This window comes from Bacillus sp. DX4.1, assembly GCF_030348195.1.
In the GTDB taxonomy this organism is placed as follows: domain Bacteria; phylum Bacillota; class Bacilli; order Bacillales; family Bacillaceae_G; genus Bacillus_A.
This window is the reverse complement of sequence record NZ_JAUCFT010000008.1, coordinates 1,650,357-1,666,799: the sequence shown is the minus strand read 5'-3', so window position 1 is coordinate 1,666,799 and position 16,443 is coordinate 1,650,357. Positions and strand designations below refer to the sequence as shown.

The window sequence follows — 16,443 nt, the reverse complement described above, 5'->3', positions numbered from 1 at the left end:
TCTATATATTTACACACGTACAGTTCGCTTACGACGTCATTAACATTCTTTTATGAACGACCTCGTAGTCTATACCCCTACCAAGATTCTTCTGTATATCTTTTCATATCGGAATTGTATTATAATCAGATTTAATTCAAATTTCACCAAAACCCCATTCCTATATCTCTTTTTACTTCTTAAAATGAGCCATACCAAAATTTTCATTAAATCTCTTACACCATATAGAAACTAAACCATATGCATTGATATCTACATCTTCAGGAATTTCATAGTTTTGAGATCCTTTGTTTCCCTTTAACTTACCTAATTCAATATACTTATAGCTTTTTACATCTTCATTATTTTTTAAACTTTTCGTAGGAACCAATACCACTCGAACATCTGGACCATTAGAAGTTTCAAAATTGGTAAGTCTTAGAACACGTTTCCCATCAGGTAATTGATAGATGGTTGCTACTCCAGTGGTTTCATGAACGCCATTCTGAAACCGCCCTTTGCTTATTACTCGTTCTTGTGGTTGAACTTCTTTTGATTTTATTTCTGTTTGTGGCAATGCTTCATTAATTTGCTTATCAATAAATAATTTTTCGGGACGGAATAAAAACCATAAAATTCCCCCAACCATCACAATTCCTCCGATAAACAATACATATTTTATTTTCATAACATAAAAATCCTCCTGTAACATAGTGCTTGTATGTATGTTAACAAGAAGGTCTATCATTTCTATAACATAACTATTACAAAAGTCTTTCGACCGTCTTATTTCTTTTCTGATGAAACGGGAAGAGTAAACCAAAATTCACATCCCTGTTTCCCATCAGAACGATCTCGAACACCAATTTTTCCTTTGTGCATTTCAACTAGCGATTTTACAATGGCTAGTCCGAGTCCAGACCCTCCAGATTGTGAACTTCTTGATGGATCTGTTCTAAAAAAACGTTCAAATATGCGCAATTGATCATCTAGAGCAATCCCTTCCCCTTCATCACGCAAAGTGAATTGGACTTGCTGTTTCTGTTTATTTTCCTCTACGATCAACTCGATTGTCCCACATATAGGAGAGTGCCGAATTGCATTATGTAATAAATTACTGATAACCCGTACTATTTTACATGGCATAATCCAAATTCGTGGTAGCGTATCTGAGACGCACAATTTCAACTGGATATTTTTGTCCTTTAATAAGATAGCATGTGAATCTAGTACTTCTAACAGAATGCTGTCTACATGTGTTAAACTTGGATGAAAAGTTTCTTGTCCAAGTTCTAACTTAGAAAGTTCAAACAAGTTATTAATTAATCCACTTAATCTTTGTATTTCGTTTAGAATTGTCGTTAGATATTGCATTTTCATATCAGGATCTTCAATTAAATCATCCTGTAACGCTTCTATCATCAATTGTATGCTAGCCATGGGAGTTCGTAAGTCATGGGATATATTTGCAATCAGCTCAGTACGTGCTTTTTCTCCTTTTTCTAACTTAGTAAAGCCTTCTTCTAATTTTTTAGCCATTTGTTGAAAAGCTGTCGCCAATTCTTTAAATTCTTCTGGTTCTTTCCCTATTATATACATTGTTTCAAAATGTCTATCACTAAATTGTTTGGTTAATGCAATTAAATTCTGAATAGATTTCATAATAGGTCGTGTCATTAACCAATAAATAATGGTTGAGAAAATCAGCGCTACGATTACAATTCCTATTAATAACCGTGTTTGTTCCGGTCTAAGTAACATCTGCCTTTCACTATACCAGATAGAAACTAATATGATACTCGTGCTCAATAAATTCATCAATAACAATTGATTACGTAATCTCATATTTCATCTACTCCATCCGGCTCAAAGCGATAACCTATGCCCCACACTGTATGAATCCAACGGTTCTTTGTTGTATGCTTCTCCAATTTTTCACGTAGACGACTCACTAATACTGTTACTGCATTTGTGCACCCTTCATACTCAAAATCCCAAATTTGTTCAAGAAGTTGAGATCGTGAAAATACTTGTCTTGGATGTTTTGCCATTATATAAAGTACCTCAAATTCTTTAACTGTTAACTCGATTTCATGTCCACAAACAAATACACGTCTTTTCTTTGGATAAATCTCTAAATCTAGGAACTTTACCATTTCTGATACTGGTTCTTGCATTTGTATTGTTGCTTGATTCCCTCTTCGTAATATAATTTGCACCCTTAATACTAATTCACGAGGGGAAAACGGCTTTGTCACATAATCATCCGCACCCATTGTTAATCCCAAAATTCGATCTCTTTCTTCTCCCCTAGCAGTTAAAATAATAATAGGAACATTAGAGTGCTGTCGAATTTCCCCACATAGTTCCCAACCATCTTTTTTCGGTATCATCAAATCTAAAATAATGATATCTGGTTGATATTGCTGAAATAAGTTCCAACCTTCTTCTCCGTTTACAGCTGTGTATACCTCATATCCTTCTCTTTCTAAGTACCGCCTGCATATTTCTCGGATATTATCTTCATCTTCTATAATTACAATTCTTTTTTTCATACATACAATCTCCTCCATTCTATTATCAATAACGAAAGAAATCTTTCTATTATTTATCCTTACACAACGGATATTTATAACTATTTATCCAAATATAACGAATGCGCTTCCAGTTTAGAGTAAACCCCTTGTAATAAATTCCTTCTAATTGGCACTCTTTTGAACCTATAATCAATTTGTGTTTATCCTATCGAAATCTTGCAGCAAATGTACAAGGGTTATGATAATTCCAAAACTAAATATAAGAGCTGTGATAATAGAATACTACATATAAATGCATGGTTTCGTTCTACTGATATGAAATAATATTAGTGTAATGGTCTTTCCAAATTTGAAGATTTTTGTTCTCAATCTCCTTCATCTATCTGATCCTCCTTATTTTCTTGTAGCGATTTAAATGTTAAATTATAATTAAATTTATTTTAATATAGTTTAGCATAAAATCACCGTTTCGTTTAATTTAATTTAATTTATTTAAATAAAATTAACTATAATATTAAGGAGTATGGTTATGGAAAATATAGACATTGGTAAGAAAGTTAAAAAATACAGAAAAGCTAAAGGATTGAATAGTAGGGAGTTAGCAAAATTAGCTGCGATTACACCTTCAATGTTAAGCCAAATTGAACGAGGGTTAGCAAACCCTTCCATACAAACCCTAAAGGTCTTAGCTAAAACCCTCGATGTTCCAACATTTAGTTTTTTTATTGAAGAAACAAATACAGATGATTTAATCGTAAGATCCAATAAACGTAAGAAAATGATCGTTGATAATTTATCTTATGAGCTATTGTCACCTGATTTTACTGGTAATTTGGCAACAGCGATTATGAATGTTCCCCCAAATACCTCTTCGTCAGAAAATCCTCTAGAACATAAAGGTGAGGAAGTTGCAGTCATTTTAGAAGGAAAAATTCTGTTGTATTTAGATGAAGAACAATATTTATTAGAAGCTGGTGATAGTGTAAAAATACCGGCAAATTTGAAACATAAATGGGAAAATAATTTTAATGAAATTGCAATTGTATTATTTTCAGTTACCCCACCTTCGTTTTAAGTTAGCTAAACGTTAAATGTTATTTAATAATTGGGGCCACTAAACAAGCAACATTTGTCAATTTCGAATAAAACTATATTAATAAGAAACTTTTCTCTGCCAAAAATGGGAAATTTTTAAATATGGTGGGTTATCCCTTGAATTGTTGCCATATCTCAATAAGGACATCCTTGTTGCACAGATAATTCGTATATCAAACATGATTACAATATGCAGATAAATTGGATTAACTTAATAGAAGCAGAAAGAGAGGGCTTTTCTAGTAAAAGCCTCTCTCTTTTCATATTAATTTTTTGGCATAAATAATTTGTGTCATGTGTAAATTTATTTATTATTGTTGATTCACGTACGTATCAAACCATAAGTGAATATATCCAGCTGTAATACGTTGTGCTTCCATTAAACGTTTTCCTGTTACCGGTGTTACTTCAGCACGCCATTTGTCAGCAGAGTCTTGTGATACCACTGCTTTTAGGAACCAATTTTTCGTATTATCATTAACAATTGATGGAAAATCAGCTTTTGCAGCAGCAGCCGAAGCATGAACCCACTCTTCTGGATTTACACTTTGCCAATTCCAATAGCCATTTCCATCTGTTACTCTATAATTGTCTTTCACTGTATCAACGAAGTTTTCATATTTTGAGTGGAAGCCAAATGGATGCGAAATGTTAGTAAAGTTTGCTGCATGCATAGGCTGGTTAACATCCCCTAAATAATGAAGTGATAATCCTAAATAAAAGAATGCATTTTTCATATCTTTATTTTGATAAGCTTCACCAGCTAGTTTAAAATATTTCGCTCCTGTTTGCTTTGCTTGTTTAGCAAACGGAATATACGTTTTTCCTGAATCAGGATCATAGAAGTGTGAAGCGAATGTGGAATTATCATAGTATGGGTTTTGATAATCCGCAGAGTAAATACCTTTCTCCAAATCAGTACGCCATTCATTTAATAGAGCTGTTTCATTTAGCTTCACAACAGTCGTATTTTGGGACATAATATCAATGGCTCTGTTTACAATCCATAAATGAGAACTTACTCCTTCATTATGTATAGATTCTGCTGACCATCTTTGAGCAATAGGCGGATCATATTGCTGATCATTTTCATGTGCAAACGCCACACTTTGAATAGGGGCTGTTAAAGCAATTACAGAAGCTATAGCAAAAATTTTTCTTTTCATAAATATTCCTCCATTTGATGTATAATTTAACTTTCCTTCATAGAGTTTTCTCTTACCTTACCGGAAGACACATTAAATACTAATAAGTGCAGTTATATAAAGCTGAATGTAACAGATACTTTATGGTAAAGGTACTAATTCATAGCCAGCAATACTTTTGGGAGCAGAAATTGCCCACATTTTATCTTGATTTGAGCCTAGTTGTTGTGCTATCTGTAGTTGGAAAGTTGTTGTAACCCCATAATAAGAGTAGATAAGCCTCATCTTATCTAACAAATCTTTCATTTCTCTTTCATAAATGTTACAAAAGTCTTTCAAAGGTCTGACTTATTTGCTAATGAAACTAACAAAAAAAACAAACCTGCATCATACAGATTTGCTTTTTACAAAACTTATTTTTTATTCAACTCTTTTTCATTCAAAAATCCCTTCATATGCAATCTGTTCTCTTTCGACATGAAAGCACTCATCGATCCGGTCCACGTAACATTCTTTTGGTTTGCCAGTCTTCCCTTGTAATACTCATTTGTCGTATGGTCATATCCCTCTAATAATTCGTTATATTTGTTTTCATCATACGCATTTTCATGTAAGATAGCTCCCACTGGCAAACGAGGTTTCACCGCATGATCTTCATCTGGTACTCCAACTGTCATTCCAAACACTGGGTACACTTTATCTGGTAAATGAAGAAGTTCACTTACCCCCTCTGGGTTGTTACGAATTCCGCCAATATAACAAATACCGTATCCGAGAGATTCTGCTGCAAGCGCTAAGTTTTGTGCGAAAAGCGAAACATCTACAGTAGCAACAATAAAGTTTTCTGTTGTATCATGTTTGATTTCTGTGCCGTGTTTTTCACATGCTATTTCTAACCGCTTTAAATCTGCACAACAAACAAAGAATGCCGCACACTCTTTCACATGACGATTTCCAGATAACTCCGCCAATTTTTCTTTCAGTGCTGCATCTGTGACATATACAACAGAGTACGCCTGGACAAAATGAGAGGATGCAGCATATTGTGCAGCTTGGACCATCCTTTCAGCTATGTTCTTTGGAATTGGCTCATTTTTATATTTGCGGACTGATACGTGCTGTTCCATTGTACGTATGATTTCATTCATTATATCTCCACCTTTTATAGTCTGAATACCCAATAATTAGCACATTCTTCGCATACATACAAAGTATATGCTCATAGCACAATTAGACACAAAAAAGGACCAATTTTTTGATTGATCCTTTCCTAACCACTATACCGTTTTTAGCACTCTCACACCTTTTACAATATTCCAAACGAAATAATAAATTCCTACAATCGCGAATATCACATAAGTTGTGATAATACCGAAACCAACACTTGTTGACTCTCCCATACTAATACCAAATGCACCACTTACAGCAAGACCGCCAAATAATATTGCGTAGGGAATAATGTGTGTCCATAATGCTTTTTTCGCATGATATTTCACGTCATCTTCTCCAATAAAGTAGACGATAATTGGTAGTAAAAACGGTGCAAAGAAAATACTAAAGTAACATAATGAAGATAAAATATTATTGCCTTTCATAGCGTTCACCTCTAAAGTTTCGTTGTTTTTGTTACCTTTATTATGCCATTTCAAAACTTTAGAAACCATCGCTTTACCTTTCAGAATCATTACAAATTTGTAAGATTCATCATTATATTTGATTCATCAACCAATACTTTGTAATCGCCAAATATTCACGAACATTAGATTTAATGGCACTCACTTTCGGTGTTTTTGCAGAAAGACCATCTAACTGTAAACCTTGTTTTTCGGCAATCTTTTTTGCACGGTACATATGAAAATCATTTGTAACAATAATACCTTTTTGTTTATTTGATGGAATAAGAGATTTTGAGAATTTTATATTTTCATCTGTACTTGTAGAACGATCTTCCATTATAATTCGTTCCTCTTCAATTCCTTGTTCCATTAATTCACGTTTCATTGCCGATGCTTCGGAAATATTCTCTCCTTTTCCTTTCCCGCCAGATACAATCACGGTCGTTTGTTGGTGTTTTTTTAAATACTCTGCGGCTTTATCAATCCGATATTGCAGTGAAAGAGACGGCTCATTTCCTTTCACACGTGCACCAAGTAAAATCATATATTCCGCATCATTTGGTGCTTCCATATGACCATGCTTGTAAATTGTATATTGCAAGGCACCCATGTAACTTACTACAATCATAAACAAAATAAAGATATACTTTATAAGTTTTTTTCTTTTCAACATTGCTCTATGATCTCCTGTCCCCTTCATTTTTCTTCATCATAATATCACCTATGACATTTACATAGTTAAATTTTGCAATACATCCTATTTTATCCTCAAAACGTAATATTTCTCACAAGGGTGGGAATATTGAATAACGTATAATACACAATCTACAGTGTGAATTTCATATAAGAGGTGTAAACATTGATTGTTTTTTTATGTAATGTAACGTTCTTCTTTTTAGTATTCATTGTATCGATCAAGCTATTAGGAAAATCAGCACTGGCACAACTTACGCCGCATGATTTCGGAGCTATTATTTTTTTATCATACTTAGCTTTTAGCGCTATACCTGTAGATGGTGCATTGCAAAGCATTGTTGGTATAATCGTTATTACATGCATCCACCTTTTTATTACAAAACTTAGTTTGCTAAATAAACTTAATCGTTTTATCCTTGGCCATCCAACGATTCTTATCAAACATGGAAATATTGTATTTGAAAACTTAAAGCAAAGTAGATACCCTATAGCAGAGTTACTTTCTAACCTTAGGGTGGCTGGATACCCTAGTGTGAATGAAATTGAATATGCCATTTTAGAAGCAAATGGTGCAATCAGCATTTTGCCAAAAAGAGAACTTGTCCCTCTTACTCCAAAGGATATGAATATGGATGTCGAATATACAGGATTACCAATTGCAGTGATTGTTGATGAACACATTCAATATGACAACTTAAAGCTCATTCATAAAAATGAGGATTGGCTGAGACAGGAATTACAAGCAAGAGGATTCGAAGACATAAGAGATATTGCATTTGCTTCTGTCCAGGAAACAGATGGTTCTTTCACTGTTAGTCTAAAGAAATCCCCTTAACATACGTTAAGGGGATTTCATCCTAACAAACATTTTTTATGCATGTTTTTCTTCTAACCTTTGCATCGGAACTGGATGAAAAAAACGATTCATCGTGAAAACGATACACGCTGTCAATAGTTCAGCGACGGGCATTACAAGCCATATTCCATTTACCCCAAACACCTTTGGCATGATCCAAAGAAGCGGTATAATAAACAATAATCCACGGCTCAAAATAATAAAGACTGACTTGCTCGTTTGTCTCACCGACTGAAAATACTCTCCATACACGATGTTATAGCCTAAAAATACATACTGAAGGAAGAATAAGCTAATTCCAGTCACAGTCAAGTTAAGTAAATCTGCTGATTGAACGTCAAATAAATCGATAACGTGTTTCCCAAAGAATAAACCGATTATACTTGCTACACATCCAAGCACAACTGCCGTTTTTACTGCAAGCTGTAACCCTTCTCTCAACCTTTCAGACAAGTTGGCACCGTAATGAAAACTTGCAATCGGCTGAAGTGCTGCGCCAACACCAAAGAATAACAACAGTGTCATCGAATGAATACTATTTACCATCGCATAAGATGCAACACCTTGTTCTCCAGCATATTGAATAAATGCTATGTTAAATCCAATTGTTACAATGGCTACCGTTATTTCTGTCGTAAAACTTGGAAAACCAATGACCATAATTTGCTTTACGGTTGGCCATTCTAAATGTAATTTCGTCCATTTTAAAATACTGTTTTTTCTAAAGAAATGACTGAGTAATACAAGAAAACCAATTGCCGCAGATAAAATGGTAGCAGATGCAGCTCCTGTTACACCCCAGCCAAAAATGAAGATAAAAATATAATCAAATACGATGTTCAGTACTGCTGTTATAATGAGACCTGCCATTGCTAAATTTGGATTCCCATCATTCCGTATAAACGTACTCAAAATATTTTCTAATACATATATCATGCCGAATGCTAATAATACATGTAGATAATCTAATGCATATGGTAAAATGACAGCATTTGCCCCAAATAAATAAGCTAAATCCTCTATTCTCCATAAACAAATAACCATTAAAATACCAACAATCACAACCGCTACCGTCATCGATTGTGTAAAAATAGACCGTGCTCGCTCTATTTTATTTTCTCCTAGCGCTATGGAGTATAATGTGGCTCCGCCCATTCCAATCCATAATGAGATGGAGAAAAAGATTGAAAAAGCTGGAACAGCAACATTCACTCCTGCTAAACCATTTGCTCCAACGCCGCGGCTAATCATCACCGCATCAATCATAATATTAACCGACATCAATACCATTCCAAGTACTGCCGGGATTAAATAGGAAATAAATAAACTTTTAATTGGTTTTTCTCTTAATTTCTCAGTTGCTTCCATTACAATTTGCTCCTTTACAACTCTCTGTTCATATTTTAAACCTTCAAGTTACTTGAAGGTCAAGAGAGAAGTAAAAAACGTGTTTTCAGCTAACAAAATCCGTACTATATAAATCCATTTTGATTTTTCGACATATAAGCCGCGGCTGTGGATAACAAAAGGTGACCTGCACTCGTTTTCTCTCTTTGTTTTCACTATGTCTGGGCAGGAAAAGGATCTGACCGCTTCTATGTATGGCCGGATGCTTTTTCCCACCAAAAAAGAAGGGGTTTATGTCGGTTTTTTAATTTGTATTTATATATATCTATTTTCTTTTCCTCACAGGAATTTGTATTTCCGTCACTTGCTCCTCTGGATTATCCGTTACAGACCAATCAATTAACGCTAATTCGATTGCATCTCCGTACACTTCATAATCATTTTCTTCAATAGCTTGTAACAATCTCTTATACGTTCTATCCGTTTCTTCATACGGTCCATGATGATACACACACGCATACATGCCCTCTTCAATTACATTGGGAGTATCGATTTGAAATGGCATGTACTCAAGAAGGATAAATACACTGTTATATGCTTGAAACTCATTTTGAAGCAGTGCATCTTTGGCAACTGTAACGCCAAGATCACCTGAAAATAAACTATCATCTAGTTGTTTCATATTTTTTTGCAATGAATGAATATAATAATCAAACATATCATCCGTTATATTTGGCGCAATAGGAAGTGCCGTGATTTTTCGCTTTGGTAGTTCTAAAAAAAAGATGGTATCTGCATCTGCTTTTACAGCTTCTTTCATCAATTCAATTTTGTGTTTTATTTTTGCCAATGTATATTCGATTTCCCTTTGCTTCTTCACCATCATTTCTTGCTGCTTTTCCAGTAAGTTTAATGCATAAGATGGTGTTCTTTCATCAATATATTGCTTAATTTCTTTTAACGAAATATTTAACTGCCGTAAAAATTTAATTGTATCCAGAAGTGAAAATTGATCAATTGTATAATAACGATAATTCGTTTGCGGATCGACAATAGCTGGATGAAAAATACCTTTTTCATCATAATAGCGCAATGTGGATTCCGAAATGTTGTGCATTTTTGCCATTTCTCCGATTGTAAATCGTTGGTTTAATAACATATTTATTTCTCCGTTCATTTCGAGTTCATTCATCTGCCAAAACAGACTTAAAAATCTTTGTTGTCTTTTTCTTTTTATCCACTCGTTTACTTTATTATACAAGTACAAATCCTGTATTTTAAATAATAAAGTCTCCAATTCTACTTTCTATTTTGAAAAACTCACAAACCATTTTAATGAAATAAATGAGTATGAATATAGGAAAAAAATCTCTAAAGAGCGAATGAAATATGTATGCTGTAATAAATACTCGCGGAGGTGTTTCATGAACCGTAAAGATATTTTTTTGGAACAACTGATTGCATACCATAATGAAAACAATTGGTTTGTTTCACTAAAAAGTGCACTAGATGGACTGACAGAGGAACAAGGTGTTCATTAACGAACGATTGCAAAAAATCGAGCCGCTGTCATTCTGGCTCGATTTTTCATTTTTATCCTGCATTAACGAGCAGTAAAACCCCGATTGGCGAAGGCTAACCATCAGTGGGGAATGAAACCCCCACTGATGGAAGTTTCACTTTATCAAATACGGTCCATCGCTGTTTTCACTGTTCCTACAATGAACGCAATTTCCTCACTAGAAATAACAAGTGGTGGCGACAATGTTAAAATGTTGTTATACCCCGCTGTTGTCATCCCGTTACGACCAATAATGAGACCTTTTTCTTTACATGCATTCATCACACTCGCAATTTTATCACCAGCAATTGGATCTTTCGTCACCTTATCATTTACAAGTTCAATACCAACGAGTAACCCTTTCCCCCGAATATCTCCAACAGATGGATGGTCACCAATTTCTTCTTGTAGTTGCTCTAATAAAAGCGAACCCATTTGTGCAGAACGTTCGATTAAGTTTTCATTTTCCATAATCTCTAAGTTTTTCAATGCCAATGCACAAGCTGCAGGATTACCACCAAAGGTGTTAATGTGGCGGAAAAATTCATATTCCCCTGCCCCTTGGAACGCCTCATAAATTTCTTTTTTCACCGCTGTTGCCGATAACGGTAAGTATGCACTGGTAATTCCCTTCGCCATCGTGATGATATCAGGCTTTACATCATAATGCATAAATCCAAATGGTTTCCCTGTACGTCCGAAACCACAAATGACTTCATCGCTAATAAGCAACGCACCATGCTTTTGACACGTTTCATGAACAGCTTTCATATAGTCTTGCGGCGGCATTAAAATACCTCCACCTGTAATGATTGGCTCCATAATAAACCCAGCAATTGTTTCACTTAGTTCCCATTTCATAACGCGGTCGATTTCTTTTACGCACTCTACGTCATAAATATGTTGTGACTCAATACCAGGCATCCGGTAACAATCTGGCGGTGTTACATGTAAAAATCCAGCGGCAAATGGTTCATATTGATATTTCCGCTGCGCTTGTCCTGTCGCCGCCATCGCTCCCATCGTATTCCCATGATAACCACGATATCGTGACATAAATTTATAACGGTGTGGCTCATCTTTATATGCATAATATTGGCGAGCAATTTTAAACGCCGTTTCGTTTGCTTCTGATCCGCTGTTAGAGAAGAAAATGACATAGTCTCCTCCAAGCCATTCATTTAGCTTTTCAGCAAGCTGAATCGCTGGTTCATGTGATTGTGACATTGGAAAATATGCTAACTTTTGCATTTGCTCATACGCTGCATCAGCAAGTTCTTTTCTTCCATATCCACTATTCACACACCAAAGGCCACTCATGCCATCGAGATAACGTCTTCCTTCTGTATCTTCTACCCAGCACCCTTCCGCTTTCGCTCCAATCATTGTACTGTTTGGGCTATACGGACGCATCCCATGCCATACATATTTTTCATCCTTTGCTAATAATTCATCTGACAGCCTCGTCTTCACCATACATTCCACCTTCCATAACAACTGATATTTTTCCAAGCTGCGTTGGTGCCATGATGAGTTAAAACTTTCCCTGCTATTTTCATTCCACGTAAAGTCGACAAATCCTACCGATTGTCGAGCAATATTTTTCAAAGTTTCTCAAACAAAAGAGCTTTCCAAGCATTTGGAAAGCTCTTTTTCTTTTTAATGCGCCGACACGTCACTTACTCCGTGTCCTGTATTGGACTTCACTAAAATTTCATCAAACTTCGCTGCATCCTCTTTCTTACTGGAGAAGATTGTCCCAAAATATGCTGCTAAAAACCCAAGCGGAATGGAAATGATTCCTGGTGTTGTATAAGGGAATAATGGTTCTCCAACAAAAATCGCTTTCCCTACTTCAGGACTCCAAACATTCGGACTTAACGCCACAAGAACGATAGCTGAAACTAAACCAACAACCATACCGCAAATGGCACCTGTCGTATTAAAGCGTTTCCAATAAATCGTAAACAAAATAACTGGTAAATTCGCACTTGCCGCAACCGCAAATGCCAACGATACAAGGAAAGCAACATTTAATGTTTGTGCAAATAATGCTAAAGCAATCGATAATATGGCTACACCAATTGATGCATAGCGTGCCATTGACACTTGTTCTTTTTCTGTTGACTTACCTTTACGAATGATTTCATTGTAAAAATCATGTGCAAAAGCTGACGCTGCTGTTAACACCAGTCCTGCTACAACAGCTAAGATCGTTGCAAATGCAATCGCAGACACGAAAGCAAATAAGAAATCTCCGCCCAGTGCTTTTGCTAATAACGGCGCCGCCATATTACCAGCTGGATTTGCCTGAATAATTGCTTCATTTCCTACAAACGCCGCGGCACCAAAGCCTAAGAAAATCGTCATAATATAAAACGCACCGATTAACCACGTTGCATATACAACCGATTGACGTGCTGTTTTTGCATCGCGAACTGTAAAGAAACGAACGAGAATATGAGGTAACCCGGCTGTACCAAGAACAAGACCTAAGTTTAAAGAAATTGTATCTAGTCCATCTTTATACTTTACACCTGGATTTAAAAATGCTTCTTGTAGCGGCGTTGCTGTTTTCATCTGTGCAAACATTTCTGTTACACTAAAATTAAATTTTGCAAATACAATAACTGAAATGACAAATGTACCTGCCATAAGTAATACAGCTTTTACAATTTGTACCCAGCTTGTCGCCGTCATGCCTCCAAAAATAACATATACTGTCATTAATGTTCCAACGATTAAAACCGATGTTGTATATTCAATTCCTAATAATAGTTTAATAAGTGCTCCTGCTCCTACAAGTTGTGCAATCATATAAAAAATTGAAATTGTTACCGTATTTAAAGCCGCAATCCCTCGCACCTTTTTCGCATCAAAGCGAGCAGCAATCATATCTGCTAATGTATATTTCCCTAAATTCCGAAGCGGTTCAGCAACGAGATACAATACAACTAAATATGCAACAAGAAAGCCAACGCTATAAAAGAAACCATCGAATCCCGTTAATGCTATCGCCCCAGCGATTCCAAGAAAAGAAGCTGCTGACATATAATCGCCAGCAATGGCCAAACCATTTTGCCAGCCAGTTAATCCTCCACCTGCTGTGTAAAACTCACTCGCATTTTTCGTTTTTTTCGATGCAAAATATGTAATGACGAGCGTACCCAGAACAATAATTAAAAATAGTGCAAACGCTGTTGTGTTCAATCTTATCCCCTCCCTTTTTGCATATCTTGAAGAATTTTCTTCGAAGATTCATCAAATGATTCCGCCTTTTTGCTATAAATCATACATAACACCCACGTCATCACAAATTGTGCAAAAGCAAAAATCCAAGCCCATGTCACATCACCAAATGCTGATGTATTTAACACCTTTGAATAAGAAGTCAAGATGGGCAATGCAATAAAAAAGCTCAAAAAGAAAATACTCATTGGGATAATAAACTTCCGCTTCTTTTCTAACAATGATTGAAATTCTACTGACTGAACCACTTCTGTATAATTTACCTTACCTTGTAACTGACGAGCCGAACTGTCTTGTTTCATTCATAATCTCCCCTCTCCCTCATATCATGACACTGTTCTTCCTAAATTAATTTTAAATTACTAAATTTTACAAATATTCAGAAACTTATTTCTATTTTAGACAATCTCTGTCTTGATGCAAAGATTTTCCGATAGACAATTTTCATCATTTTTTTACAATTTTTTAATATATTTTTTCACAATAGAAAGCAGTGCTCATAGCACTGCATCCTTTCCTTTTTCTCTCTCCAAATTGCGTGCTGTTTCACTCAGTTCGACTTCTTTTCCATTTTTATACGTACCGAATAAAAAATCATACACCGGATTTGACACACCAAACCAATAGTTTTCATTTTTATAATGATGCAATATGTGCTGCTTTTTTAGCCACCTTCCAAAACGGGTAAAAGGACGCATCGGCCTGTGTGCAATATAATGTTTCCATTCATATACAAGCAGCATTATAACCATCCCAATTCCAAATGCAAATGTAATTGTTATATGTTTCGTCGCCCCATATAAAAGTAGCAAATAAATCGTAAAGCCCGGCAAACTGTACCAGACAGGTAAAAATAACAGTTTCAAATCATCGGGATACACATGATGATCATAGTGTAGTCTTCTTAACATCTTTAGTAGAAACGGATTTTTTGGCGGTTTAAGATGAAATAAAAATCGATGTGTTACATACTCATTAACCGTATAAAAAATAATGCCAGCAATACACGCAATCACCGCTATTCCTGTAAACAGTTGTGTTTTCAAAATAATGATAAAAGCGATTAAAATTCCAAACGTAATGACAATATCATGTTGAAAGAAGAACTCTTTTAGAACCCTCTTCATTTTCTATACCCCTCTCCTTAGAAAAAACAGCCGTAACATATTGTTACGACCGATCTTTTATATTTATCCCGCTATTCGTGGGCAGTAAGACCACCACCACAAGATTCAGAGAGAGCAACAAAGAAGATAAGTGGGGGATAACTGCCCGTAAAAGCCCGATTGGTTTAACTAATTCTCAGTGGGGGATGAAGAAAACCCCCACTGAGAAAAGTTTCACTTTATTCTATTCCTATTACAGATTTGCTCGTCGCTCAATTGTTATAAAATGATTACCCGATCCAAATATATTTTGTCTCGGAATAATATGCTCAACCGCAAAGACAGTTACTTCACCGCTCTGGACTTCTCCAATAATGAGCCCAAATGTTTCATGATTTACAGCAAATGTCGGTTGTTTTGTATGAAGCAAACGCTCAGCTGTTTGTAGCACAGCCTCATATAACGGATTTCTTTCTGTTACTTCTTTACGAATTTTTGGCGATAATGTAATCATAATTTCTGTTCCATTTACCGTGGTTCGATACATAAAAATCTCCCCTTCAATCTTATATGAACAACTCTAAAGCTTTATACGCAAAATGGATTGAATACCCAACTAAGATTAGACCAGCCCCTGCTGTAATATAGCCGAGTACTTTTGGACGAAGCAATGTTCGTCCAAAATGAACAGAAAAAGCGATATTTAAATTCCACAAAATAATCCCAGCAATGATACAAAGACTATACAGAAATGCCTCCTGCTTCGTTACTTTCGTTAACAATGAGCTAAGCGTACTTCCGTATACACCAAACCAAAAGACAAGATTTAATGGATTAGATAATGCGATTAAAAAACCTGCCATATAGGATTGGCGAAGCCCGCCTATCTCTTCTTGTTTATATTCCATGTTTGATTGCAAAATCCCTTGTTTCACACTTTGAAATCCAAGATAAAACAATAAAAAAAAGCCAGCGCAGTACATGAATGCTTGTACATATGTATACATGAATACAGAAGATAATCCGAAGTAAATAAGGAGCATAAATAAAATATCTGCACTCATTCCTCCTATCCCAACGACCCATGCATGCCAAAATCCTCGTTCAATCCCTCGTTTCACCATTTCAATATTAATTGGCCCTACTGGTGCAGCTAATGAAATACCTAACACAATTTGTTGTATAATTGCTCCAAACATCGCCCTGTCCTTTCTGCATTTGCTACTATTAAGTAATGATTGCGAACCTGAAAATAG

17 protein-coding genes are annotated in these 16,443 nt (G+C 35.5%); 2 read left to right on the top strand and 15 right to left on the bottom strand.

Translation table 11 applies throughout. From position 1 onward, the window contains the following. Positions 1-172 precede the first annotated feature (172 nt). The 3 genes from QUF99_RS11525 to QUF99_RS11515 form a co-directional block, all read right to left on the bottom strand. Positions 173-667: a DM13 domain-containing protein gene (locus QUF99_RS11525; RefSeq protein ID WP_289370183.1), complete on the bottom strand. Its 495-nt coding sequence runs from the start codon at positions 665-667 to the stop codon at positions 173-175. 98 nt (positions 668-765) lie between these two features. Continuing rightward, entirely contained in the window at positions 766-1,824 is a 1,059-nt protein-coding gene (locus QUF99_RS11520) for a sensor histidine kinase (RefSeq protein ID WP_289370181.1), read from the bottom strand. Further along, the gene (locus tag QUF99_RS11515; RefSeq protein WP_289370180.1) at positions 1,821-2,534 is read right to left on the bottom strand and encodes a response regulator transcription factor; all 714 of its coding nucleotides are present in this window, start codon (positions 2,532-2,534) and stop codon (positions 1,821-1,823) included. Before QUF99_RS11515 ends, QUF99_RS11520 begins: the two co-directional genes overlap by 4 nt. A 511-nt stretch (positions 2,535-3,045) precedes the next feature. Here QUF99_RS11515 and QUF99_RS11510 point away from each other — a divergent pair. Beyond that, positions 3,046-3,591: a helix-turn-helix domain-containing protein gene (locus QUF99_RS11510; protein ID WP_286124364.1), complete on the top strand. Its 546-nt coding sequence runs from the start codon at positions 3,046-3,048 to the stop codon at positions 3,589-3,591. Positions 3,592-3,922: 331 nt separating this feature from the next. Here the strand turns inward: QUF99_RS11510 and QUF99_RS11505 are convergent, their stop codons facing one another. The 4 genes from QUF99_RS11505 to QUF99_RS11490 form a co-directional block, all read right to left on the bottom strand. Continuing rightward, positions 3,923-4,777 (bottom strand): phospholipase C, encoded by an 855-nt coding sequence (locus QUF99_RS11505; protein WP_289370178.1) that lies wholly within the window; start codon positions 4,775-4,777, stop codon positions 3,923-3,925. Positions 4,778-5,169: 392 nt separating this feature from the next. Then, the gene (gene nfsA / locus QUF99_RS11500; protein WP_289370176.1) at positions 5,170-5,904 is read right to left on the bottom strand and encodes an oxygen-insensitive NADPH nitroreductase; all 735 of its coding nucleotides are present in this window, start codon (positions 5,902-5,904) and stop codon (positions 5,170-5,172) included. Positions 5,905-6,033: 129 nt separating this feature from the next. Further along, positions 6,034-6,351 carry a magnetosome magnetite crystal formation protein family gene (locus tag QUF99_RS11495; protein WP_289370174.1) on the bottom strand — a complete coding sequence of 106 codons (318 nt, stop codon included), beginning with the start codon at positions 6,349-6,351 and terminating at the stop codon, positions 6,034-6,036. Positions 6,352-6,463: 112 nt separating this feature from the next. Continuing rightward, the gene (locus QUF99_RS11490; RefSeq protein ID WP_289374623.1) at positions 6,464-7,042 is read right to left on the bottom strand and encodes a YdcF family protein; all 579 of its coding nucleotides are present in this window, start codon (positions 7,040-7,042) and stop codon (positions 6,464-6,466) included. 189 nt (positions 7,043-7,231) lie between these two features. On the opposite strand from QUF99_RS11490, the gene QUF99_RS11485 reads away from it, so the two are divergent. Further along, positions 7,232-7,903 (top strand): DUF421 domain-containing protein, encoded by a 672-nt coding sequence (locus QUF99_RS11485; RefSeq protein ID WP_289370172.1) that lies wholly within the window; start codon positions 7,232-7,234, stop codon positions 7,901-7,903. A 36-nt stretch (positions 7,904-7,939) separates the two neighbouring features. Here QUF99_RS11485 and QUF99_RS11480 read toward each other — a convergent pair whose 3' ends face one another. The 8 genes from QUF99_RS11480 to QUF99_RS11445 all read right to left on the bottom strand — a co-directional run bounded on the left by QUF99_RS11480 (position 7,940) and on the right by QUF99_RS11445 (position 16,386). Beyond that, positions 7,940-9,292 (bottom strand): MATE family efflux transporter, encoded by a 1,353-nt coding sequence (locus QUF99_RS11480; RefSeq protein ID WP_289370170.1) that lies wholly within the window; start codon positions 9,290-9,292, stop codon positions 7,940-7,942. 304 nt (positions 9,293-9,596) lie between these two features. After that, a complete protein-coding gene (locus QUF99_RS11475; RefSeq protein ID WP_289370169.1) occupies positions 9,597-10,430 on the bottom strand; it encodes a MerR family transcriptional regulator in 834 nt (277 codons plus the stop codon). 525 nt (positions 10,431-10,955) lie between these two features. Beyond that, positions 10,956-12,308 (bottom strand): aspartate aminotransferase family protein, encoded by a 1,353-nt coding sequence (locus QUF99_RS11470; protein ID WP_289370168.1) that lies wholly within the window; start codon positions 12,306-12,308, stop codon positions 10,956-10,958. Positions 12,309-12,491: 183 nt separating this feature from the next. Further along, the gene (locus QUF99_RS11465) at positions 12,492-14,042 is read right to left on the bottom strand and encodes a solute symporter family protein (protein ID WP_289370167.1); all 1,551 of its coding nucleotides are present in this window, start codon (positions 14,040-14,042) and stop codon (positions 12,492-12,494) included. A 2-nt stretch (positions 14,043-14,044) separates the two neighbouring features. Next, complete coding sequence (locus tag QUF99_RS11460; protein ID WP_289370166.1) at positions 14,045-14,383, bottom strand: DUF485 domain-containing protein; 339 nt, start codon at positions 14,381-14,383, stop codon at positions 14,045-14,047. Positions 14,384-14,578: 195 nt separating this feature from the next. Then, on the bottom strand, positions 14,579-15,208 hold the full coding sequence (locus QUF99_RS11455; protein WP_289370165.1) for a sterol desaturase family protein: 630 nt from the start codon (positions 15,206-15,208) through the stop codon (positions 14,579-14,581). A 232-nt stretch (positions 15,209-15,440) separates the two neighbouring features. Next, positions 15,441-15,734: a cytoplasmic protein gene (locus tag QUF99_RS11450; RefSeq protein ID WP_289370164.1), complete on the bottom strand. Its 294-nt coding sequence runs from the start codon at positions 15,732-15,734 to the stop codon at positions 15,441-15,443. Between the two features lie 19 nt (positions 15,735-15,753). Further along, entirely contained in the window at positions 15,754-16,386 is a 633-nt protein-coding gene (locus QUF99_RS11445; protein ID WP_286124350.1) for a LysE family transporter, read from the bottom strand. Positions 16,387-16,443: the final 57 nt, after the last annotated feature.

Coding starts and splice junctions, on each gene's coding strand:
- QUF99_RS11515 (WP_289370180.1), bottom strand. CDS start 2,534: ATGAAAAAAAGAATTGTAATTATAGAAGATGAAGATAATATCCGAGAA.
- QUF99_RS11445 (WP_286124350.1), bottom strand. CDS start 16,386: ATGTTTGGAGCAATTATACAACAAATTGTGTTAGGTATTTCATTAGCT.
- QUF99_RS11450 (WP_289370164.1), bottom strand. CDS start 15,734: ATGTATCGAACCACGGTAAATGGAACAGAAATTATGATTACATTATCG.
- QUF99_RS11455 (WP_289370165.1), bottom strand. CDS start 15,208: ATGAAGAGGGTTCTAAAAGAGTTCTTCTTTCAACATGATATTGTCATT.
- QUF99_RS11510 (WP_286124364.1), top strand. CDS start 3,046: ATGGAAAATATAGACATTGGTAAGAAAGTTAAAAAATACAGAAAAGCT.
- QUF99_RS11505 (WP_289370178.1), bottom strand. CDS start 4,777: ATGAAAAGAAAAATTTTTGCTATAGCTTCTGTAATTGCTTTAACAGCC.
- QUF99_RS11480 (WP_289370170.1), bottom strand. CDS start 9,292: ATGGAAGCAACTGAGAAATTAAGAGAAAAACCAATTAAAAGTTTATTT.
- QUF99_RS11470 (WP_289370168.1), bottom strand. CDS start 12,308: ATGGTGAAGACGAGGCTGTCAGATGAATTATTAGCAAAGGATGAAAAA.
- QUF99_RS11460 (WP_289370166.1), bottom strand. CDS start 14,383: ATGAAACAAGACAGTTCGGCTCGTCAGTTACAAGGTAAGGTAAATTAT.
- QUF99_RS11525 (WP_289370183.1), bottom strand. CDS start 667: ATGAAAATAAAATATGTATTGTTTATCGGAGGAATTGTGATGGTTGGG.
- nfsA (WP_289370176.1), bottom strand. CDS start 5,904: ATGAATGAAATCATACGTACAATGGAACAGCACGTATCAGTCCGCAAA.
- QUF99_RS11495 (WP_289370174.1), bottom strand. CDS start 6,351: ATGAAAGGCAATAATATTTTATCTTCATTATGTTACTTTAGTATTTTC.
- QUF99_RS11475 (WP_289370169.1), bottom strand. CDS start 10,430: ATGTTATTAAACCAACGATTTACAATCGGAGAAATGGCAAAAATGCAC.
- QUF99_RS11520 (WP_289370181.1), bottom strand. CDS start 1,824: ATGAGATTACGTAATCAATTGTTATTGATGAATTTATTGAGCACGAGT.